Here is an 18,564-nt window from a genome sequence, read left to right on the forward strand (position 1 = left end):
CCCTGAAATCCGATTGACTAAATTCCCAGTAAAACTCCTGCCATATTTTGGCGTGCGGTTGACGGTATCTGGGCTTTTTTGTGGCCGATTGGCATCCAATGGTTGCGGATTGGCGTCATTGGCTTCGATTCGAGGCTAATTACAACGGGTCTCAGATGTCTGTGGGCGGTGTGTTTGGCAACGCGTTACAGTCGTTTGCGGTCTGGCATTTGCGATCCGGTTGGTCTATCCACCCCCTCAAACTTGCTCTGCGAAAGGCTGTTTCATGAGCTTTGAAACCCCCGGACCCGTCGAGGCCCAATTGCGCGACGCGATCAGCCCGATCGAGGATATTATCGAAGAGGCCCGCAAGGGCAGGATGTATATTCTTGTCGACCATGAAGATCGCGAGAACGAAGGTGATCTTGTGATTGCGGCCGAGTTCGCCGACGCAGAGGCGATCAACTTCATGGCGACCCATGGGCGCGGGCTGATCTGCCTGCCGATGACTGCAGAACGTGTGGATGCGTTGGGGCTGCCGATGATGGCTGTAAATAATTCTTCGCGCCACGAGACTGCGTTTACTGTTTCGATAGAGGCACGCGAAGGTGTCAGCACGGGCATTTCCGCCGCTGACCGGGCGCTGACGGTGGCGACGGCCATCAACGAACAGAACACGATGGCGCATATCGCAACCCCCGGCCATATCTTCCCCCTGCGCGCCAAGCGAGGCGGGGTGCTGGTGCGTGCGGGCCATACCGAGGCTGCCGTGGATATATCGCGTCTGGCGGGGCTGAACCCTTCGGGTGTGATCTGTGAGATCATGAAGCCCGATGGTTCAATGGCACGCCTGCCGGATCTGGTGGAATTCGCCAAAGAACATGGCCTGAAAATCGGCACGATCAGCGACCTGATCACCTATCGTTCGCGCAATGACAACTTGGTGGTCGAGACATCGCGCGAAACGGTCACCTCGGAATATGGTGGCGAGTGGGAAATGCGGCTGTTTACCGACCAGACCCACGGCATTGAGCATGTGGTTATGGTCAAGGGCGATGTTACAACGCCCGAGCCGGTATTGACGCGCACTCACGCGTTGCACAGCGCGTCGGATGTACTTGGTCTAGGGCCCAAATCGGCGCTGGAACTGCCTCGCGCTATGGAAAAGATCGCGACCGAGGGGCGCGGGGTCGTCTGTCTGTTCCGCGAACCCCGCAACGCGCTTTACGCGGCCGAGGACGAAGGTCCGCGCACCATCAAGCAAACCGGCCTGGGAGCGCAGATTCTGTCCAAGATGGGGATACATGAACTGATCCTGCTGACGGATTCACCGGAAACAAAGTATCTGGGGCTCGACGCTTTTGGCCTGTCCATCGTCGGCACCCGCTCGATTTTCAAGGAAGACTGATCGTGGCTGAGCAAGATAAACATGGCGCGCTGACTACGCCGACCTTCGACAAGCCTGTGAAACTGCTGCTTGTGGTGGCGCCCTTCTACCGTGCCATCGCCGACAATCTCGTTGCGGGTGCCAAGGCCGAGATCGAAGCCGTAGGTGGTACATGCGAGGTGGTCGAAGTCCCCGGCGCGTTGGAGATTCCCACTGCTATCGCCATGGCTGACCGCCAGTGCAATTTCGACGGTTACGTCGCGCTGGGCTGCGTCATTCGTGGCGAGACGACGCATTACGAAACGGTCTGCAACGACTCAAGCCGTGCCATCCAGTTGATGGGCCTTCAGGGTCTTCTCATCGGCAATGGCATCCTGACAGTTGAGAATGACGATCAGGCCGAGGTGCGCGCGAACCCTGAAAAGATGAATAAAGGCGGCGGCGCAGCCGCAGCGGCCTTGCATCTGATCGCACTCAGCCGTAAGTGGGGCGCTTCGAAAAAGGGCGTCGGTTTCAAGCCACCGTCCGAGTCCATCCTTGTGGCGGGCGACAGCAACGGATCCACGACAACATGACCCAGACAGACGCGCCAAAACCGGCCAACCAGAAACGCCTGATGAAATCCGCCGCGCGGCTCTATGCCGTGCAGGCGCTGTTCCAGATGGAGCAGTCGGGCCAGACGACCGAGCAGGTTGTGAACGAGTTTCTGGATCACCGTTTTGGCGCCGTCTATGAGGGCGAGGAAATGCTGGACGGCGATATCCGCCTGTTCCGCAAACTGGTCGAGGATGCCGTGAATTACCAGGCCCCCATCGATCAGATGACCGATCGAGCGCTGGTGGCCAAATGGCCTATCGCACGTATCGATCCGACACTACGCGCCACGTTCCGTGCCGCTGGGGCGGAACTGACCCAAAGCGACACGCCTCCCAAGGTGGTTATCACCGAATTCGTAGACGTGGCCCGCGCCTTTTTCCCGGAAGGGAAAGAGCCAAAATTCGTCAACGCCGTGTTGGATCACATGGCGCGCGAGGCCCAACCCGAGGCGTTCTGACGCCTTTACCGCCGCGGGTCATGTGCTAGACTTCCCACCATAGCGCAAGGAGGCCCACGATGCCGAAACTGATCCGTCTGTACATTACACAGGTTGTTTGGGGATTTGTTATCTCGGCGATTTTTGTCGGGGTTTTGCTGGCGTTGAATGTTGCCAATCTACGTAACTTGATAACCGGATCTGATATTGGCCTGATCGCGCTATTCATGATCTGGTTCATGAATGGCATCGTCTTCGCCGGCGTTCAATTCGCCTATGCGATCATGAGCATGGCTGAAAGACCCAAGGGTCCACGCCGTGGAACTCCTGTAGCCGTCAGTTTCAAGCCTGCGACGGTAGAAGTCAAAGAAACTTGAAAACACACAGAAAACGTGACGTGAAAATGGCTAAGTCGCCATGAAACCCTGATCTTTTTTGGACTATCTACCCCTTGAATATCCGAGTACCTTGCCATCTGATGCCGGTCAAACAGAACGACTGGCACGAAAAGAGCAGGACCCGTGAACACTCCAACCTATGAAGAGGTCATCGCGTCTCAGGACTTCCGGAAAGATCTTGAAGACCTGAACCGGGCCATTGCCGATAGCCTGACCCAGGCTGATGAACCTGTCGCCATCAACGGAAATGTTTGCTACGGCCATATGCAGCAGGATTTCCATTTAGGTGATCTGGTGCCTGGGATGGAGCCTAAGCGGCGCGCTTTGGTTCAGATGGCGCAAGCGAGTAAGTGTTTCGTTGAAGTGGGCGTCGCCGGCGGGCATGCCGTGTTGCTGGCCCTGCATTCCAACCCTTCCCTGACTTTTATCGGGATTGATCTTGGGCAGCGGTTGCGTCCCTCTTGGCCGCCTGTGGATATTTATGTGCCGACCGTTTTTACGTGGTTTCAAAACAGGTTTCCCGAACGCGTTAAACTATACATGTCAGATGCCATCGACGGGTTGCGGCAAGCAGCGACAGAGCGCCCCTTCGGTCCTATTGATCTGTTGCATCTGGATGCAATGAAGAACAGCAGAATTGCTGAGTTAGAGGCCGTCTGGCCGGGTCTGGCCGACCGATGCTATCTCCTGCAGGGCGACAACAAGAATGGTCACGTGAAGGCCAGCTCAGAGAAACTAATCGCAGAAGGCCGCGCGCGTCGGGTTACCTCTTCGCGGCTTAATGCCATTCAAAGCGGCAACTATGATGTGTTGGAGACGGGGCCGGGTGTTGCAGCGGGCAGGGTCAGCCTTGCAAGTCTCAAGGATGACCGCATTCTGCTCTGCGTGTGTCATCAAGACGATGAAACTCTGTTTTGTGGGTCCACCCTGTCTCACCTGAAAGATCGTGCGGACATAACGATAGCCTGTTTCTTCCGTCCAGCCTCAAACCGTCGAGATACCGATACGCGTGAGGCGGCGATGCAGCGCGTTTGTGATGCGCTTGGCGCGCGCAGGGTTCAATTCCCTTTTGCGGTCGAGCGGGATCACCGGAGGTTGCGGCGTTTCATCCAATTGCCGTCTGCGCCTGAGGATCATCCACCAGAAATACTGCGTCCGCTGAACCGTCACCCATTGTTCGGACTGCTCAGCGGTTCGGCTTTTGCGCTTATGGAGCAGATAAAGCCGGCGACTGTCATTACGCATAATCATGTGGGGGAGTATGGGCATGTCGAACATGTTCTGTTGCATCATGCGGTGGCACAAGCGGCTCAGCGTTATGGGGAGGCGCGGGTATTAAATTTCGGCGTCGGAATGCAGGATTCTGACCTGATAGTGCGGTCTTTACCCGAACAGAAGAATCCGCTGTTCGACGAATACATGCCGCAGTGGAACGGCCGCAGGATGTATGACTTCGCGCTGTCCGACGAGACTTTTGCCCTACAGGATCTCTCCGAGATCGAAGGGTAGGGAAAAATGTGGCGGGACCACCAGTCAACCGTGCGGTGTGATTCCCGAGGACCTGTATGTACAGGTGGGCGCCAGGTAATCAGGCCAGGACCTGAACAGAGCCAGCCCCCTCGGAATTGCTTAAGGCCACCAGAATGCTACCAGTCACAAGAAGGGCAGAACCCGCCACGCGCCTAAGTAGGGGTTGCGGCGGGTTTGCACAAGGGGTCAGGCGTCGACAGTTTCGTGCAGGGCGGTGCGCATTTTGCCGAAATGCTCGTCCCAGCCCTTGTCCAGCGCCAGAATAAGGCCGAAGGCTTCGGCATCCTGCGGTAGGCCCTCATGTTGAAGCTCCAGCCTGGTGCCGCCGGGAACTGGGCTGAGCGTCCATTTGACCACGCTGACGGCGTCACCCATGGGTTTGACTGTGAACGTATACTCCAGGTACTCCGGCGGCCGGGCAACGCGTACCTCGCCCCAGATCAGCAGATCGCCACTGGTGGTGCCGAACATCTCAAGCTTTTGTCCGGCGGCCAAAGGGCGCTCAGGTTTGTGGAACCATTCGGCCAGTCGGTCGGGCTCGGTCAAGTACGCCCATACGGTTTCTGGCTCGGCCCGTAGAAAGATTGTTTTTTGCAAAACGGCATTCGTCATCTGTCTTTCCTTTCAATGGCTTCTTTGAGATTGTTCAGGCGGTCATCCCAGAATTGGTCGAAGTGGCTGAGCCAGTCGAGAACAGGGGCCATCCCTTTGGGTTCCAATCTGTTGACGCGCTCCCTCCCGCGGGCCTCGACGGTGATCAAGCCGCCATCCGACAGCACGGTCAGGTGTTTTTTGACAGCCGCGCGGGTCATGTCGAACCGCTCGGTCAGTTGGGCAATGGTCATGTCCTGTGTTGAAAGCATTTGCACAATGTCGCGCCGGGTTGGATCGGCCAGCGCGCGAAATGCGTTTTGTGTTCGGTGCTGCATTTGGTTCACCATAAAAGATACCATTCGGTATTACATAAATGCAGTACCAAATGGTATCATGTCAAGTTAAAGGCTGCACTTGATTTTTGTTCGCTAATTGTTCACATTTTTCAAATGACACTTGATTTGCAACCTGGACAAAAATTAGCGCGTGGCGTTGCCCGGCATTTGTCGGCACATGGCTTTGTTTCGGTTGAGGAATTTGTTCCAGCTCGCGGTTTGCGCGTTGACGTCATGGGGCTGGGTCCCAAGGGTGAACTTTGGGTCATTGAATGCAAATCCAGTCGGGCCGATTATCAATCGGATTCCAAATGGCAGGGCTATCTGGAATGGTGCGACCGATTCTTCTGGGCCGTGGATATCGACTTTCCCACCGAATTGTTGCCGCAAGAATCCGGGCTGATTATAGCAGACGCCTATGACGCCGAGATCGTACGCATGGCACCGGAAGATAAGCTTGCCCCGGCACGCCGCAAGAAGATGATCCAGAAGTTCGCAACTGACGCGGCGCGCAGATTGCAGGCGCTGCGCGACCCAAGAATTTGAGTGCTCAGCGTTTGACGGCGCGGGCGGCCTGAGCGGCGGCGCGGATTTCGTCCGCGATTTCCTCGGCTTCTTCCGGGTCGAAGTCCATAGGGATTTCGATGCCGTCGGCCTCGATGAACAGCCGTATCATGCCTTGATCGGTGGGACCGATCTGCAGGTTCGCCTGAATGTCGCGTTCGGTGTTGATACCCATGTTCGCCTCCGGGACTGAGCGTTTGTGCTAGCGCGCAAAGGGTTGAGAATCAAGCCGCCTTTGCGGTTTGGTGTGGTATGGAAAGTATTCAGATCAGACCCTTTCAAGCTTCAGATACTGCCTGGTTAGTTGAGCAGCATGGCAAATTCTATGCGCGTGACGAAGGGTTTGATGGCTCTTTTGGCGACCTGGTTCAGCAGATTCTCGAGAATTTTGTCGCCGAGCACGATCCGGCGCGCGAAAGGGGCTGGATCGCCGAACGCGAAGGCGAGAGGCTGGGCAGCATCTTCTGTGTCGAACTGGATAACCGAACCGCAAAGCTGAGGCTCTTTCTGCTTGTGCCAGAGGTACGAGGGCAGGGATTGGGTCAGCGCATGCTTGACACCTGCATGGGCTTCGCACGCAGCGTAGGTTTTACGGAAATGCGGCTCTGGACACATGAAAGCCATCGTGCGGCTTGCGCGCTTTATCGGCGCAATGGATGGGAATTGTTGGACAGCAAACCAGTGCATTCCTTTGGGGTCGATCTTGTCGAACAAAGCTGGAAAATTCGGCTTTAATCCTCTTGCATTCCCCCGGCGCGTTCGGTACATCGCCCCTCACGAGTGCCGCCTTAGCTCAGTTGGTTAGAGCGCTGGATTGTGGATCCAGAGGTCCCCTGTTCAAGCCAGGGAGGCGGTACCACTTCTTCCGAAAACAGAAGTTAAAAAAAAGCGCCCCGTGGCGCTCTTTGTGTGTTTTTGGGATTGAAAGGTTTGCAGGGGCAAAACGGTCGCTGGCGCGCCTATAGTTAGCGCGCCAGGTTCAGTTTCAGTTTCATTTTGCTCCGCTTGGCTGCGGGCAAGTGCCGGTTCAGCCGCTTGTTCACCAGACCAAACACCCAAATGACGACCAGCGTCAGCAGAATGAAGTAGAAGGCCAAAATCGGGTAGGGGATGAACGGGTTGAACGTTTTGTCCGCAAAATAGCTGGCGTAATACAGCGCGTCTCCGCGTTGCTGCCAGGCCGGGAAGGCCGAGAAAAATACTAAAGTTGTGGATTGGAACACAAAGATTGCTTCGTTCGTGTAGGCGGGCCAAGCCAGTCGCAACATGGTTGGCCAGATGATGCGACGGAACCGGGACCTACCGGTCATGCCATAGGCATCTGCAGCCTCAATATCCCCCTTGGGGATTGAACGAAGCGCGCCGTAGAAAATCTCGCCCGAATAGGCGGACGTGTTCAGGAAAAGCACGATTAGGGCACCCAACCAGGCCGAGGTAAAGGCGTCAAACATCGGGTAGGGCTTCTTCAGCGACAGGAAGAAGAAATAGGCAAAGAAGAACTGGATGAACAGTGGCGAGCCGCGGAACAAGAAGATGAACCACTCGGATGGTTTACGCAGCCATTTGTTCGATGAGGCTTTGCCAACCGCCAGAGCCGTGGCGAGAAAGAAGCCAGTTACCATCGCCATGATCCCGAAATAGATATTCCAGATCATTCCCGAGCCGATCAGGGTGAAATGTTCACACAGGGTGAAATCAGTTTTGGGTAGCAGACGTTCCCCGAAGCCGATTGAACGGAGGGCATAATCCTGAATGGTCTGGAGGCAGCTCATGCCGTGGTCTCCTTGCGCAGAAGCTCTCCGCCGGATGTGGCCTGACCGTGGGACAGTCGGCGCATCAATTTTTCAAGCCCAATTTCCGAGACTCGGGTCATACCGAGATAGAAAATCAACAGGCCGAGGAAGTACCACATACGCCAGTCTCCATGGGGATACTGCGTAAATTTCGACGTTTTTGTGCCGCCCAATTCACGGGCCCAATAGACGATGTCCTCGACCCCAAGCAGGAACAGTAGGGGTGTGGCCTTGATCAGCACCATCCACAGGTTGGACAATCCGGGCAGCGCGTAGACCCACATTTGAGGCACGAGGATGCGCCAGAAGGTTTGGCGGCGAGTCATACCGTAGGCTTCGGCGGTTTCCAGTTGCGCATGCGGCACTGCGCGCATGCCGCCGAACAGGACGTTGGCGGCGAAGGCGCCGAACACAATGGAAAATGTGATGACCGCAAGAAAGAAACCGTAGGTTTCATGCACCCATTCAGGGGCAGTACCCAGAGGCAGTTTGGCGGCTTGGCAGACGAGGAAGTCGTTGCCCTGACGGATTGGATCGGTCCAGTCCGGGCAGAGGATCTTGTGGCGGATCCACTCGAACCCCTGATCCAGTGCAATGACGAAGAAGAGAAAGAAGGCGATGTCGGGCACGCCGCGCACAATCGCTATGTAAGCCTTGCCCAGCAAACTGAGCGGTGGAAAATGTGACCGCGCAGCCATGGCACCTGCAAAACCAAAGCTAAGCGCGACCGGGGCGGTCACAGCCAGCAAGGCCAGAACTTTAATAAAGGACAGATAGAACGACCAATGGACGCCATTGGTCAGGTAGCACGAGAACCAGCGGAACGTGCCCAGCGTGTCAGGATCAGTGCAATAGGAGAACATATGGCGTCTTTCGAACGTCTGTTCCGGCAAGGCCGGAATGGGTCCGGCGCTGAGGCGCCGGACCGGGGTAGATCAAAATTAGTTGGTAACGACGGAACCGTCAGCACCGTACGTGGCGGTGTCTTCACCAAACCACTTGATCAGCATTTCGTTCAGTGTGCCGTCGGCTTTCATCGACGTTATTGCTTCGTCGAACTTGCCGCGAAGTTCTCCGTCGCTTTCACGCAGGCCCATGCCGACACCGCCACCCAGCGGAACCGGGTCGCCGATAAATACCAGCTCACCACTCGATTCCTCGACTAACGGGACCAGATAGTCCCGGTCTGCCAGAACAGCATCGGCTTCGCCGTTGCGCACGGCCGCGATGGTTTCTTCAGGGGTTGCAAATTCGACCAGGGTTGCGCCGGATTCGGCGACGTGGCCCGCCTGAATGGTTGCAGTTTGAGCCGCAACAACACCACCCGTAACATCTGCCGCGTCAGAGGTCGCGACATAGGCCGAAGCCGTTGGTGGGTAGTAGTCCTGAGTAAAGTCGATGACCTCATCACGCTCATCGGTAATCGACATGCCTGCAATGATGGTGTCGTAGTTGCCCGAGACCAGATTCGGAATAATCGAATCCCAATCGTTCTTGACCCATTCGCATTCCAGGCCAGCGCGCTTGCACAGTTCGTCGCCGACGTCACGTTCGAAGCCGTCGATTTCACCCGCGTCATTGATGAAGTTGTACGGAGGGTAGGCACCCTCGGTGCCCATTCGGACGGTGTCCGCGATGGACATGCCAGCGCCAAGCGCCAGAGCTGCAGTGGTCAGAATCAGTTTTTTCATTGGATACTCCCCAGTTTGTTTTCTGTCCTGAAGTCAATTTAAGCCGCCTTGGTGGCGGAGAGAAAGCCCCGAAGTCGTTCGGACTCGGGGGACGTGAAGATATCTTCCGGCAGACCCTCTTCTTCGATAAGACCCTGGTGCAGGAATACGACATGGCTTGAGATATCGGCGGCCATTTTCATGTCGTGCGTCACAATGATCATGGTGCGACCTTCGGCGGCCAGATCCTTGATCACCTTGATAACCTCTTGTTCCAGTTCCGGGTCCAGCGCCGAGGTGGGTTCATCGAACAGCAGCGCCTCGGGCTCCATGCACAGGCCACGGGCGATGGCGGCACGCTGTTGCTGCCCACCCGAAAGCTGCGCAGGGTAGACGTCGCACTTGTCGCCGATGCCGACCTTTTCCAAATACCTGCGCGCGCTGTCCTCGACCTCTTTCGGGTCGCGGCCCAGCACGGTCACCGGGGCCTCCATCACATTTTGCAAGATGGTCATATGCGCCCACAGGTTGAATTGCTGAAAAACCATGGACAGGTTGGTGCGGATGCGCATGACCTGTTTCGGATCGGCAGGGCGACGGTGATGCATGTCACCTGACCAACGCACGGGTTCGCCCTTGAACAGAATCTCGCCCTGCCGGCTGTCTTCCAGCAGGTTGCAGCAACGCAGAAGGGTGGATTTGCCTGACCCGGACGACCCGATCAGCGAAACGACATCTCCGCGTCTGGCCGTGATGTCGACCCCTTTCAGCACTTCAAGATGGCCGAAACTTTTGTGGAGGTTCTTGATTTCGATGACGGGAGAGGAATCTGTCACGGGGGGCCCATGTGTTGTGTTGTTGGTGCGGTAATAGGGCTTAAATTTCGGGGCAATGCAATGCGCAATTGACTCTATAGGAGCCCGAAATCGTCAAACTGACTAAATGTTTTTGCCAAATTGGTTATCGAATGAGCCAATCAGCCTAATTTGAAGTCGGGTTGGGAACCGCAAGGTAGTCCTCTGCCGTTATGTCTATCAGGTCGCGCAAGTGCAGCGCGTTTCGATCAGCTGGCGAAAGGTCCTGAATCGCTGACCGAACTGCCAGGGTGACGGCGCGTGCATCTTTGTCCTTGGCAGTGATATACGGCAATGCAGGTGTAGGGGGGGTATACGCAATCTCACGCAACAATTCGCCCAGATCTGAATGCGTTTTGAGCAATTCCCAGGTTAATGCGTCCAATGCGGCATAGTCGGCCCGGCCCTTCGCCACTGCGTGGGCGGACAGCGCATGTCCACCGGTCCCAAGGGTCGTGCCGGGGCTTAGTTCAAGGGCTTGCAGATGAACCATTGGGGCGGCCCAGCCTGACTGTGATAACGCTTCGTTAAAGGCAAATGTACCCGTCGAAAGTTGCTCCAAATCGCGGGAATCGTCCTGCCGGGCAATGAAAACAGAACGGTAGTAGCCGGGTGGGCACCGCTCCAACCCATAATCCGGTGTGCCGATCAATTGGACTTTGCCATGCAGACGCGTGCGGTATGGCATGCCGCATGTCTGTGCAAAAATAAGGTCGGGACTTAACCAGATTTCCCAAAAGTCGGCGTCACGTGTCAGGCGATCAGGGCCATACCCCAAATGCTCGCGAATCAACCTCCAAAAGTGGTCGTTCGCAGGTTGCAGCGCGGGCATGTCGTACATGCCCAGCATCGCAATCACGACTTGGCAGCCTTTTGACGGGCCAGAGCCGAGTCCACATCACTGACACCAAGCAGGCTGACCACCAGGCGCAACAAGGAATCTTCCTCACCAGTCCGGTGCCCATCGGCCAGTGCGACGGACCACATAGCCTGCACCACCGCAAGCCGGTCGTCGTAGGCGATAGCTTCTTTGATTGCGCGAGTAAATCGAACTGTGTCTGGGGCCTCGGCCTCCAGATCCTCAGCACGGGCGCGCAGGGCTGCGGCCTCAAAAGGGGACAGGCCATAGCGTTCAGCCGAAATCTTGTCGATTCGCGCCATTTCGGTATCGGCATAGTCATTGTCGGACCGGGCAATGCGCACCAGCAGGGCCGTCAGGGCCAAGCGAGCATCATCATCGGCAAGCGGATCGGGCGCGGGCTGCGTGAGCCGGGACAGGAAATCACTAAACATTGCTTAGATATAGATGGCGTCTAAAGTTCTTCCAAGCGCCTTTGCACCCGATCGCGGGCGGTTTGACTGTCATTGTAGCTGAGGCCCATGGCAATACGCGCCTCTTCCACGATCTTGATCTCGCCCTCATCCGAATTGCCATCAGCCAGCACAACCTCCCACAAGGCGTCCATCGCGGCGAGGCGTTCTTGCAGGTCGGTGGTTTCACGGATCAGCTTGCCGAACGTATCAGTATCGGGTGCTGCGGCGTGCAGTTTTTCGCAAGTGGCGCGGACTTTGGCGGCCTCAATCGCATTGTGCTGATAAAGCCGCGCAAGGATGCGGTCGATCAGTCTGATTTCTTCGAGCTTGTAGTCCCGATCTGCCTGCGCCACGCGTACCATCAGCGCACCCAAAGCCAGCTCGGCATCCGGGTCGGGCAAGGTGTCGTGCTGCGGCGGGCGAAAGGCCTGAAAGAGCTTTTTCAACATGTCGTGAGGTTATTCCATATTTTGTAGCCCGCCAAGCGCAGACTACCCGTCATAGGCATGATGGTCACAAGATTGCCGGTGCAGGTTGAATCAGCCTTTTGAAAGCGCTTGTTGTGCCTGTTCTGTGAGCCAACCCAGCATCTTCCGGTAAGGTACAGGGCCGTAACTGATCCGGGCCACACCCAACCCGGCCAGCGTGGCGGTATCGGGCGTGCCGGGCAGCGCGATGATGTTGACCGGTAAGTTTGTCGATTCGCACAACCGTGCAATCAACGCTTCATCCTTCAGCCCCGGCGCAAAAAAGCCGCTGGCCCCGGCATCGGCATAGGCTTTGGCTCGGGCGATGGCTTCGTCCAGCATCGCGTCGCTGTGGGTTTCAGGCTTGGCTTTCAGGAAGATATCAGTGCGCGCATTGATGAAGGCAGGGATGCCGGCCGAGTCGCAGCCTTCGCGCATGGCGCGAACTCGCGCCTCTTGGGTTTCAATGTCATAAAGGTCACTGCTACCCACAATCTGATCTTCAAAGTTGAAGCCGATCACACCAGTTTCCAGAGCGCGTTGAACGTTCGCAGCGACACCCAAAACATCCTGCGCATAAGCCCCTTCAAAATCCAAGGTCACCGGCAGGTCAACTGCGGCGACGATCCGGCGGGCATTGTCCAGTGCAGCATCCATCGGGATGTTTTGCCCGTCCCCGTACCCCTGCGCCATCGCGACCGGAGCACTGCCGGTCGCAATCGCCTTGGCCCCGGCGTCACGTACGGCACCAGCGCTGCCAGCGTCCCAGATATTATACAGGATGACCGGATCGCCCTTTTGGTGCAGGGCGGCAAAGGTTTCTGCTTTGGTGATCTGGTTGGTCATGGCCGGCCTCCTGTCGCTGCTATGGCGGCAGTTAACCGTGTAAACCGTCGGCGCGTAAAGGGTTTTGCGCCGACCGGTACAATACTGTTATCGGTCCGTGATCAGACCAGACGCGAGCTGTCCTTCGCGGCGCGTACAAAGTCGCGGAACAGGGGGTGCGGATCAAACGGCTTGGACTTGAGTTCCGGGTGATATTGCACACCTATGAACCAAGGGTGATCCGACCATTCGACGATTTCCGGCAGACGCCCATCCGGAGACATGCCCGAGAAGTTCAGGCCTGCTTTTTCCAGCTTTTCGCGATACTTGATGTCGACCTCGTAACGGTGACGGTGGCGCTCTTCGATCTGAGTACCGCCATATACTTCGGCCACTTTCGAACCATCGGCCAGTACCGCATTATACGCACCAAGACGCATGGTGCCGCCCTTGTCGTCGCCGACTTTGCGTTCGACCTTATGGTTGCCCTGCACCCATTCTTTCAGGTGGTAAACCACGGGTTCAAAACGCCTTTTACCCGCTTCATGGTCGAATTCTTCGGAGCCTGCCTCGGTGATGCCGGCCGCGTTTCGTGCGGCTTCGATCACGGCCATCTGCATGCCCAGACAGATGCCCAGATAGGGCACCTTATGCTCGCGCGCGTATTGCGCCGCTTTGATCTTGCCTTCGGTGCCACGCTCGCCGAACCCGCCGGGCACGAGGATCGCGTGGAAGCCTTCCAAATACGGCGCGGCGTCTTCGGTGTCGAAGACCTCGGCATCGACCCACTCGACCTTGACCTTCACCCGGTTGGCCATGCCGCCATGCGTCAGCGCTTCGGCAATCGACTTATAGGCGTCTTCCAGTTGCGTATATTTGCCGACGATTGCGACTTTTACCTCGCCCTCAGCGTTATGGATGCGGTCGCTGACGTCTTCCCATTTTGCCAGATCCGGCTTGGGGGCAGGGCTAATCTGGAACGCGTCCAAAACCGCTTGGTCCAGACCTTCTTTGTGATAGGCCAGCGGAGCATCATAGATGGTGCTCAGGTCCTGCGCCGCGATCACGCTGTCAGGACGCACGTTACAGAACAGCGCCAGCTTCTCGCGCTCTTTCTTCGGAATCGGCCCTTCCGAACGGCAGACCAGAATGTCGGGGGCCAGACCGATCGAACGCAGTTCTTTCACCGAGTGCTGGGTTGGCTTGGTTTTCAGCTCGCCCGACGCCTTGATGTAGGGCAGCAGCGTCAGGTGCATGAAAATACACTGACCACGCGGTTTGTCCTGGCTGAACTGGCGGATGGCTTCAAAGAAGGGCAGTCCTTCGATATCGCCCACGGTGCCGCCGATCTCACACAGCATGAAATCGACCTCATCTTCGCCAATGGCGATGAAATCCTTGATCTCGTTGGTGACGTGCGGAATGACCTGAATGGTCTTGCCGAGGTAATCGCCACGGCGTTCTTTCTCGAGCACGTTGGAATAAATCCGCCCCGAGCTGACCGAGTCGGTTTTGCGCGCGGCCACACCGGTAAAGCGCTCATAGTGACCAAGGTCCAGATCGGTTTCCGCGCCATCATCGGTGACGAACACTTCGCCATGTTCAAACGGCGACATCGTGCCCGGATCGACGTTCAGATAGGGGTCCAGCTTGCGCAGACGTACCGAGTATCCCCGGGCCTGCAACAGCGATCCTAAAGCCGCCGAAGCCAGTCCTTTACCCAAGGACGAAACCACACCACCAGTGATGAAAATAAAACGCGCCATGTTTTTCGGCTGCTCCCGTGAGACGTCATTATCAGCTGCCCGGCGGTTGTTGAAAAACCGCTGCATCACGGGACTTCACATATAAAGGATTCGCGTCAATAGCGCAAGAGAACCGCAAGATGCTGTTGCAGTTCTCCTCCAGGTTTCTAGGTTTTGTGGATCAGTCGGCTTGCGGAATCAGCGGCGCGTTGTCGCCCTGTGCCGGAGGCAGAAGATCATTCGCCGACGGAACTGCCGGTGTGCTTTCCTCGGTCGGTGCCGGGGCTGGAACGCCCAAACGGTCGATCACCGAGCTGCCCGAGGATTTTTGGGCTGCCAGAATCGTCAGCGTGATCGAGGTCACGATAAAACACGCTGCCAGAATCCAGGTCACCTTGCCCAAAGCCGTCGCTGCTGCGCGACCGGTCATGGCACCACCGCCACCGCCGCCCATACCCAAGCCACCGCCTTCGGACCGCTGCATCAGGACAACGGCGATCAGGCCCAGAGCCAAGAGAAGATGGATGATGAGAACGACGTTTTCCATGGTGGTCCTGTACAGCGTGGCGTGTATCGCGTGGTACTTATGCAAGTTTGCCATCGGGGGCAAGGGAGGAGTTCGCATCACCGCACGTGATAAGTGGTATCACATCAAAGAGACTGGACAGGTGGGCAATGGCTGACGCAGGCTGCGGTTCATGCCACATGATGATCCCGATCACCCGCACGCCTTGCTGCCGCCTGAACCCGCGCTTCGGGTAAAAGCATTGGAAACGATTCTCACGCGCAAGGGTCTGATCGACCCTGCCGCGCTGGATGAAATCATCGATACCTATCAAAACAGGATCGGCCCGCAGAATGGCGCGCGCGTCGTGGCCAAGGCTTGGGCTGACCCTGCGTTCAAAGCCGCCCTGCTTGAAGACGCTACGTCGGTTGTTGCGGATTTGGGCTACTATGGGCGTCAGGGCGAACACATGGTGGTTGTCGAGAACACGCCCGAGCAGCACAACATGGTCGTGTGTACTCTTTGCAGCTGCTATCCTTGGCCTCTACTGGGCATCCCTCCGGGGTGGTACAAATCCGACGCATACCGCGCGCGTGCCGTGCGAGAGCCGCGCAAGGTGCTTGCCGAATTTGGGGTCGAACTGCCACCTGACGCAGCCGTTCGGGTTTGGGATTCGACCGCCGAGATTCGCTATCTCGTTTTGCCAATGCGACCAGATGGTGCCGACGGGCTGAGCGAGGATGAACTGACAGCACTTGTCACGCGCGACAGTATGATCGGGACAGGCCTGCCCAAGGTGCCGTCATGACCCGCGTGCATGATATGGGCGGTCGGTTCGGAGATGGCCCCATTACGCCCGAGGCGGAGGACGCTCTGGTTTTTGCCGAGGATTGGCATGGGCGGGCGCTGGCGGTGACTCTGGCCGCAGGCTTTTTGGGACAATGGAACATCGATGTTTCACGTCATGCACGTGAGAGGTTGTCCCAAAAGGACTACGCGCGGTTTTCATACTACGAAAAGTGGATTTCGGGTCTTGCCGATCTGCTGGTGGAAAAAGGGGTGCTCACCATCGAGGATTTGTCGGGCAAAGGTACATACGGCCCACATCCCTTATCCGCACACATTTTGAAGGCTGGGACGGTTTCTGCGGCTCTTGCCAAAGGTGGGCCAGCGGACCGCCCCTCGGACGTGCCGGTTCGCTTCTCAATTGGACAAGTTGTTTGCACCGCGCGTTTTGCGGCCAATCGCCTGGTAGAGGGTGGGCATACCCGCCTGCCTAGTTACGCCACAGGGGCAAAGGGCCGGATCGTACGGCTGCACGGTACTCATGTGCTGCCGGATGCAAACGCCCACGGTTTAGGCGAGGCGCCTGAGCCGCTCTACGCAGTTGCTTTTGCCGCATCCGAGTTGTGGGCGAAGCCCGAGCACCCACAGGACGAGGTGGTTCTGGACCTGTGGCAAAGCTATCTGGAGCCTGCATGAAAACTTGTGTCACTCATTCCGCGCCTGAACCTGTTTTTGCTCAACCTTGGCACGCGCAACTCTTTGCTGTGACGGTGGCATTGAATGAGGCCGGACGATTCGAATGGTCGGATTGGGCTGCTCGATTTTCCGACACCTTGAAGCGTCACGGGTTGAAGCGCGACTTGGATGGTGGGGATGATTATTTCCAAGCATGGTTGGAAACACTCGAAGAGCTGTTGACCGATCAGGGCGCGGCTGAGGAGGGTGAAATCGCAAATCTCAGAAATGCGTGGGAAGAGGCCTATCTGAAGACGCCTCACGGTCAGCCGGTGCATTTGACCGCAAGCGAGTAGGGGGCGCTGCCCCCGCCGCCCGTTCCGGGCGTCTCCCCCGAGGTATTTATAGCCAGATGAACAAGGGATCCGCTCTTCATCTGGCCATAAATACCTCCGCCGGAGGCACCGCGCGCAGTGCGGTTCTTATCTGCGGCGAATTACCGGTTTCCCTGCTGCATTCTCCCCGCTATATGAGCCGAGTTTGATAAATCAGCGCAAAAGGACCGGATATGGCCAATGTGGTTGTTGTCGGCGCCCAATGGGGTGACGAAGGAAAAGGCAAGATCGTCGACTGGCTCAGCGAGCGGGCAGATGTGATCGCGCGTTTTCAAGGCGGGCATAACGCCGGTCATACACTGGTCATCGATGGCGAAGTCTACAAGCTGCACGCGCTGCCTTCGGGTGTTGTGCGCGGCGGCAAACTGAGCGTCATCGGTAATGGTGTCGTGCTGGACCCGTGGCATTTGCTCAAAGAAATTGGGACAATCCGCGCGCAGGGTGTCGATATCTCGCCAGAGACGTTGATGATCGCCGAAAACACGCCGCTGATCCTGCCGATCCATGGTGAGCTTGACCGCGCACGCGAAGAGGCCGCCAGCAAAGGCACAAAGATCGGAACCACCGGCCGAGGTATCGGTCCGGCTTACGAAGACAAAGTCGGACGCCGCTCTGTTCGCGTAGCCGATCTGGCGGATGAAGCCACACTTGAGGCCCGCGTGGACCGTGCACTGCAGCACCACGATCCACTGCGCAAAGGTTTGGGGATTGAGCCGGTCGATCGAGACGCACTGATCGCCCAGTTGAAAGAGATTGCCGCTGAAATCCTTCCTTTCGCGGCGCCTGTTTGGAAAGTGCTCAATGAGAAGCGCAAGGCGGGTAAGCGTATTCTGTTTGAGGGTGCGCAAGGCGCGTTGCTGGATATTGACTTCGGAACTTACCCGTTTGTGACTTCGTCCAATGTTATCGCGGGTCAAGCGGCGACAGGTGTGGGTATCGGGCCGGGCTCGATTGATTTCGTTCTGGGTATCGTCAAAGCCTATACAACCCGTGTGGGTGAAGGCCCGTTCCCGACTGAGCTGGAGGATGCGGACGGTCAGCGCCTTGGTGAACGGGGGCACGAATTCGGCACCACTACTGGCCGCAAACGTCGCTGTGGTTGGTTCGATGCCTGCTTGGTTCGCCAGACCTGTGCGACCAGCGGTGTAAATGGTATCTCGTTAACCAAGCTGGACGTTCTGGACGGGTTCGAAACGCTGAAAATCTGCACAGGCTATGAGCTGGATGGTGAACGGCTGGACTATCTGCCCACCGCGGCCGATCAGCAAGCGCGCTGCACGCCGATCTACGAAGAAATGCCGGGGTGGAGCGAATCCACCGAAGGCGCGCGCAGCTGGGCAGACCTGCCCGCCAACGCGATCAAATATGTGCGCCGTGTGGAGGAACTGATCGAGTGCCCCGTCGCCCTTCTGTCCACCAGCCCGGAGCGGGACGACACCATTCTGGTGACCGACCCGTTTGCTGACTGATGAGCGGTGAGGAGAAGCCCGGCCTCAGCTATAAAGCCCGGCGGCGTTGGTCGCTGGTGCTGCTGTTGATCGGGTTGCCGGTTTACATTGTGGCGGTTGTGACGGTTGTGAATTGGCTTGACCGCCCACCGATCTGGCTGGAGCTGCTGGTTTATGTCGGGCTGGGAATTGTGTGGGCTCTGCCGTTCAAATTCGTCTTCAAGGGCGTTGGCAAAGAGGACCCGGACCAACCCTCGGACTAAAGGC

Annotated in this window: 25 protein-coding genes and 1 tRNA gene; 13 read left to right on the forward strand and 13 right to left on the reverse strand. The window is 57.2% G+C overall.

The genetic code is table 11. The annotated features are described in order from the left end of the window. Window positions 1-265 precede the first annotated feature (265 nt). From ribB to ACR0LN_RS00800, 5 genes are all read left to right on the forward strand, one after another. Window positions 266-1,387 (forward strand): 3,4-dihydroxy-2-butanone-4-phosphate synthase, encoded by a 1,122-nt coding sequence (ribB, locus tag ACR0LN_RS00780; protein WP_480427010.1) that lies wholly within the window; start codon window positions 266-268, stop codon window positions 1,385-1,387. A gap of 2 nt (window positions 1,388-1,389) precedes the next feature. Next, a complete protein-coding gene (locus ACR0LN_RS00785) occupies window positions 1,390-1,941 on the forward strand; it encodes a 6,7-dimethyl-8-ribityllumazine synthase (protein WP_480427011.1) in 552 nt (183 codons plus the stop codon). Then, on the forward strand, window positions 1,938-2,420 hold the full coding sequence (gene nusB / locus ACR0LN_RS00790; RefSeq protein ID WP_480427014.1) for a transcription antitermination factor NusB: 483 nt from the start codon (window positions 1,938-1,940) through the stop codon (window positions 2,418-2,420). The genes ACR0LN_RS00785 and nusB overlap by 4 nt, the downstream gene beginning before the upstream one ends. A 59-nt stretch (window positions 2,421-2,479) precedes the next feature. Beyond that, window positions 2,480-2,776, forward strand: coding sequence for a hypothetical protein (locus ACR0LN_RS00795; protein WP_480427017.1), 297 nt, complete (start codon window positions 2,480-2,482; stop codon window positions 2,774-2,776). Between the two features lie 144 nt (window positions 2,777-2,920). Then, complete coding sequence (locus tag ACR0LN_RS00800) at window positions 2,921-4,306, forward strand: PIG-L family deacetylase (protein WP_480427018.1); 1,386 nt, start codon at window positions 2,921-2,923, stop codon at window positions 4,304-4,306. 207 nt (window positions 4,307-4,513) lie between these two features. Here the strand turns inward: ACR0LN_RS00800 and ACR0LN_RS00805 are convergent, their stop codons facing one another. Then, window positions 4,514-4,939 carry an SRPBCC family protein gene (locus ACR0LN_RS00805; RefSeq protein WP_480427020.1) on the reverse strand — a complete coding sequence of 142 codons (426 nt, stop codon included), beginning with the start codon at window positions 4,937-4,939 and terminating at the stop codon, window positions 4,514-4,516. Beyond that, the gene (locus tag ACR0LN_RS00810) at window positions 4,936-5,256 is read right to left on the reverse strand and encodes an ArsR/SmtB family transcription factor (RefSeq protein WP_480427023.1); all 321 of its coding nucleotides are present in this window, start codon (window positions 5,254-5,256) and stop codon (window positions 4,936-4,938) included. The genes ACR0LN_RS00805 and ACR0LN_RS00810 overlap by 4 nt, the downstream gene beginning before the upstream one ends. Before the next feature lie 114 nt (window positions 5,257-5,370). Here ACR0LN_RS00810 and ACR0LN_RS00815 point away from each other — a divergent pair, with 114 nt between their 5' ends. Then, window positions 5,371-5,802: an MmcB family DNA repair protein gene (locus ACR0LN_RS00815; RefSeq protein ID WP_480427678.1), complete on the forward strand. Its 432-nt coding sequence runs from the start codon at window positions 5,371-5,373 to the stop codon at window positions 5,800-5,802. Window positions 5,803-5,806: 4 nt separating this feature from the next. Here ACR0LN_RS00815 and ACR0LN_RS00820 read toward each other — a convergent pair whose 3' ends face one another. After that, window positions 5,807-5,995 (reverse strand): DUF6324 family protein, encoded by a 189-nt coding sequence (locus tag ACR0LN_RS00820; protein WP_170381572.1) that lies wholly within the window; start codon window positions 5,993-5,995, stop codon window positions 5,807-5,809. A gap of 77 nt (window positions 5,996-6,072) precedes the next feature. Here ACR0LN_RS00820 and ACR0LN_RS00825 point away from each other — a divergent pair, with 77 nt between their 5' ends. Together ACR0LN_RS00825 and ACR0LN_RS00830 are read left to right on the forward strand one after the other, a co-directional pair. Next, on the forward strand, window positions 6,073-6,555 hold the full coding sequence (locus tag ACR0LN_RS00825) for a GNAT family N-acetyltransferase (protein ID WP_480427026.1): 483 nt from the start codon (window positions 6,073-6,075) through the stop codon (window positions 6,553-6,555). Window positions 6,556-6,602: 47 nt separating this feature from the next. After that, window positions 6,603-6,679 (forward strand) — tRNA-His (locus tag ACR0LN_RS00830). A 106-nt stretch (window positions 6,680-6,785) separates the two neighbouring features. Here the strand turns inward: ACR0LN_RS00830 and ACR0LN_RS00835 are convergent. The 10 genes from ACR0LN_RS00835 to secG all read right to left on the reverse strand — a co-directional run bounded on the left by ACR0LN_RS00835 (window position 6,786) and on the right by secG (window position 15,035). Continuing rightward, entirely contained in the window at window positions 6,786-7,592 is an 807-nt protein-coding gene (locus ACR0LN_RS00835; protein ID WP_480427029.1) for an ABC transporter permease, read from the reverse strand. After that, the gene (locus tag ACR0LN_RS00840) at window positions 7,589-8,476 is read right to left on the reverse strand and encodes an ABC transporter permease (protein ID WP_480427031.1); all 888 of its coding nucleotides are present in this window, start codon (window positions 8,474-8,476) and stop codon (window positions 7,589-7,591) included. The genes ACR0LN_RS00835 and ACR0LN_RS00840 overlap by 4 nt, the downstream gene beginning before the upstream one ends. Before the next feature lie 78 nt (window positions 8,477-8,554). Next, on the reverse strand, window positions 8,555-9,304 hold the full coding sequence (locus ACR0LN_RS00845) for a transporter substrate-binding domain-containing protein (protein ID WP_480427033.1): 750 nt from the start codon (window positions 9,302-9,304) through the stop codon (window positions 8,555-8,557). Between the two features lie 38 nt (window positions 9,305-9,342). Beyond that, entirely contained in the window at window positions 9,343-10,119 is a 777-nt protein-coding gene (locus ACR0LN_RS00850; RefSeq protein WP_480427036.1) for an ABC transporter ATP-binding protein, read from the reverse strand. A 145-nt stretch (window positions 10,120-10,264) separates the two neighbouring features. Beyond that, window positions 10,265-10,996 carry a phosphate/phosphite/phosphonate ABC transporter substrate-binding protein gene (locus ACR0LN_RS00855; RefSeq protein WP_480427038.1) on the reverse strand — a complete coding sequence of 244 codons (732 nt, stop codon included), beginning with the start codon at window positions 10,994-10,996 and terminating at the stop codon, window positions 10,265-10,267. After that, window positions 10,993-11,430, reverse strand: coding sequence for a tellurite resistance TerB family protein (locus ACR0LN_RS00860; protein WP_480427040.1), 438 nt, complete (start codon window positions 11,428-11,430; stop codon window positions 10,993-10,995). Before ACR0LN_RS00860 ends, ACR0LN_RS00855 begins: the two co-directional genes overlap by 4 nt. Window positions 11,431-11,450: 20 nt before the next feature. Then, window positions 11,451-11,900: a tellurite resistance TerB family protein gene (locus ACR0LN_RS00865; RefSeq protein ID WP_480427042.1), complete on the reverse strand. Its 450-nt coding sequence runs from the start codon at window positions 11,898-11,900 to the stop codon at window positions 11,451-11,453. Window positions 11,901-11,990: 90 nt separating this feature from the next. Beyond that, the gene (locus ACR0LN_RS00870; protein WP_480427043.1) at window positions 11,991-12,764 is read right to left on the reverse strand and encodes an isocitrate lyase/PEP mutase family protein; all 774 of its coding nucleotides are present in this window, start codon (window positions 12,762-12,764) and stop codon (window positions 11,991-11,993) included. Window positions 12,765-12,865: 101 nt separating this feature from the next. After that, a complete protein-coding gene (locus tag ACR0LN_RS00875; RefSeq protein WP_480427046.1) occupies window positions 12,866-14,509 on the reverse strand; it encodes a CTP synthase in 1,644 nt (547 codons plus the stop codon). A 160-nt stretch (window positions 14,510-14,669) separates the two neighbouring features. Further along, complete coding sequence (gene secG / locus ACR0LN_RS00880) at window positions 14,670-15,035, reverse strand: preprotein translocase subunit SecG (protein ID WP_480427048.1); 366 nt, start codon at window positions 15,033-15,035, stop codon at window positions 14,670-14,672. Window positions 15,036-15,186: 151 nt separating this feature from the next. Here secG and nthA point away from each other — a divergent pair, with 151 nt between their 5' ends. From nthA to ACR0LN_RS00905, 5 genes are all read left to right on the forward strand, one after another. Continuing rightward, complete coding sequence (gene nthA / locus ACR0LN_RS00885; protein ID WP_480427049.1) at window positions 15,187-15,801, forward strand: nitrile hydratase subunit alpha; 615 nt, start codon at window positions 15,187-15,189, stop codon at window positions 15,799-15,801. Further along, window positions 15,798-16,475, forward strand: coding sequence for a nitrile hydratase subunit beta (gene nthB / locus ACR0LN_RS00890; protein ID WP_480427051.1), 678 nt, complete (start codon window positions 15,798-15,800; stop codon window positions 16,473-16,475). The genes nthA and nthB overlap by 4 nt, the downstream gene beginning before the upstream one ends. Then, complete coding sequence (locus ACR0LN_RS00895; protein WP_480427053.1) at window positions 16,472-16,810, forward strand: nitrile hydratase accessory protein; 339 nt, start codon at window positions 16,472-16,474, stop codon at window positions 16,808-16,810. Before nthB ends, ACR0LN_RS00895 begins: the two co-directional genes overlap by 4 nt. 212 nt (window positions 16,811-17,022) lie before the next feature. Next, window positions 17,023-18,318 (forward strand): adenylosuccinate synthase, encoded by a 1,296-nt coding sequence (locus tag ACR0LN_RS00900; protein WP_480427055.1) that lies wholly within the window; start codon window positions 17,023-17,025, stop codon window positions 18,316-18,318. Next, complete coding sequence (locus ACR0LN_RS00905; protein ID WP_480427056.1) at window positions 18,318-18,560, forward strand: DUF2842 domain-containing protein; 243 nt, start codon at window positions 18,318-18,320, stop codon at window positions 18,558-18,560. The genes ACR0LN_RS00900 and ACR0LN_RS00905 overlap by 1 nt, the downstream gene beginning before the upstream one ends. The last annotated feature ends 4 nt before the right edge of the window (window positions 18,561-18,564 follow it).

It is taken from the genome of Ruegeria sp. AA6 (assembly GCF_056542865.1).

What these genes read in the sequence shown, in the direction of transcription:
- ACR0LN_RS00820 (WP_170381572.1), bottom strand. Translation starts at nt 5,995, where the DNA reads ATGGGTATCAACACCGAACGCGACATTCAGGCGAACCTGCAGATCGGT.
- secG (WP_480427048.1), bottom strand. Translation starts at nt 15,035, where the DNA reads ATGGAAAACGTCGTTCTCATCATCCATCTTCTCTTGGCTCTGGGCCTG.
- ACR0LN_RS00795 (WP_480427017.1), top strand. Translation starts at nt 2,480, where the DNA reads ATGCCGAAACTGATCCGTCTGTACATTACACAGGTTGTTTGGGGATTT.
- ACR0LN_RS00825 (WP_480427026.1), top strand. Translation starts at nt 6,073, where the DNA reads ATGGAAAGTATTCAGATCAGACCCTTTCAAGCTTCAGATACTGCCTGG.
- ACR0LN_RS00875 (WP_480427046.1), bottom strand. Translation starts at nt 14,509, where the DNA reads ATGGCGCGTTTTATTTTCATCACTGGTGGTGTGGTTTCGTCCTTGGGT.
- ACR0LN_RS00870 (WP_480427043.1), bottom strand. Translation starts at nt 12,764, where the DNA reads ATGACCAACCAGATCACCAAAGCAGAAACCTTTGCCGCCCTGCACCAA.
- ACR0LN_RS00805 (WP_480427020.1), bottom strand. Translation starts at nt 4,939, where the DNA reads ATGACGAATGCCGTTTTGCAAAAAACAATCTTTCTACGGGCCGAGCCA.
- ACR0LN_RS00905 (WP_480427056.1), top strand. Translation starts at nt 18,318, where the DNA reads ATGAGCGGTGAGGAGAAGCCCGGCCTCAGCTATAAAGCCCGGCGGCGT.
- ribB (WP_480427010.1), top strand. Translation starts at nt 266, where the DNA reads ATGAGCTTTGAAACCCCCGGACCCGTCGAGGCCCAATTGCGCGACGCG.
- ACR0LN_RS00840 (WP_480427031.1), bottom strand. Translation starts at nt 8,476, where the DNA reads ATGTTCTCCTATTGCACTGATCCTGACACGCTGGGCACGTTCCGCTGG.
- nthA (WP_480427049.1), top strand. Translation starts at nt 15,187, where the DNA reads ATGCCACATGATGATCCCGATCACCCGCACGCCTTGCTGCCGCCTGAA.
- ACR0LN_RS00865 (WP_480427042.1), bottom strand. Translation starts at nt 11,900, where the DNA reads ATGTTGAAAAAGCTCTTTCAGGCCTTTCGCCCGCCGCAGCACGACACC.
- ACR0LN_RS00810 (WP_480427023.1), bottom strand. Translation starts at nt 5,256, where the DNA reads ATGCAGCACCGAACACAAAACGCATTTCGCGCGCTGGCCGATCCAACC.
- ACR0LN_RS00900 (WP_480427055.1), top strand. Translation starts at nt 17,023, where the DNA reads ATGGCCAATGTGGTTGTTGTCGGCGCCCAATGGGGTGACGAAGGAAAA.
- ACR0LN_RS00895 (WP_480427053.1), top strand. Translation starts at nt 16,472, where the DNA reads ATGAAAACTTGTGTCACTCATTCCGCGCCTGAACCTGTTTTTGCTCAA.
- ACR0LN_RS00815 (WP_480427678.1), top strand. Translation starts at nt 5,371, where the DNA reads ATGACACTTGATTTGCAACCTGGACAAAAATTAGCGCGTGGCGTTGCC.
- ACR0LN_RS00845 (WP_480427033.1), bottom strand. Translation starts at nt 9,304, where the DNA reads ATGAAAAAACTGATTCTGACCACTGCAGCTCTGGCGCTTGGCGCTGGC.
- ACR0LN_RS00860 (WP_480427040.1), bottom strand. Translation starts at nt 11,430, where the DNA reads ATGTTTAGTGATTTCCTGTCCCGGCTCACGCAGCCCGCGCCCGATCCG.
- nusB (WP_480427014.1), top strand. Translation starts at nt 1,938, where the DNA reads ATGACCCAGACAGACGCGCCAAAACCGGCCAACCAGAAACGCCTGATG.
- nthB (WP_480427051.1), top strand. Translation starts at nt 15,798, where the DNA reads ATGACCCGCGTGCATGATATGGGCGGTCGGTTCGGAGATGGCCCCATT.
- ACR0LN_RS00835 (WP_480427029.1), bottom strand. Translation starts at nt 7,592, where the DNA reads ATGAGCTGCCTCCAGACCATTCAGGATTATGCCCTCCGTTCAATCGGC.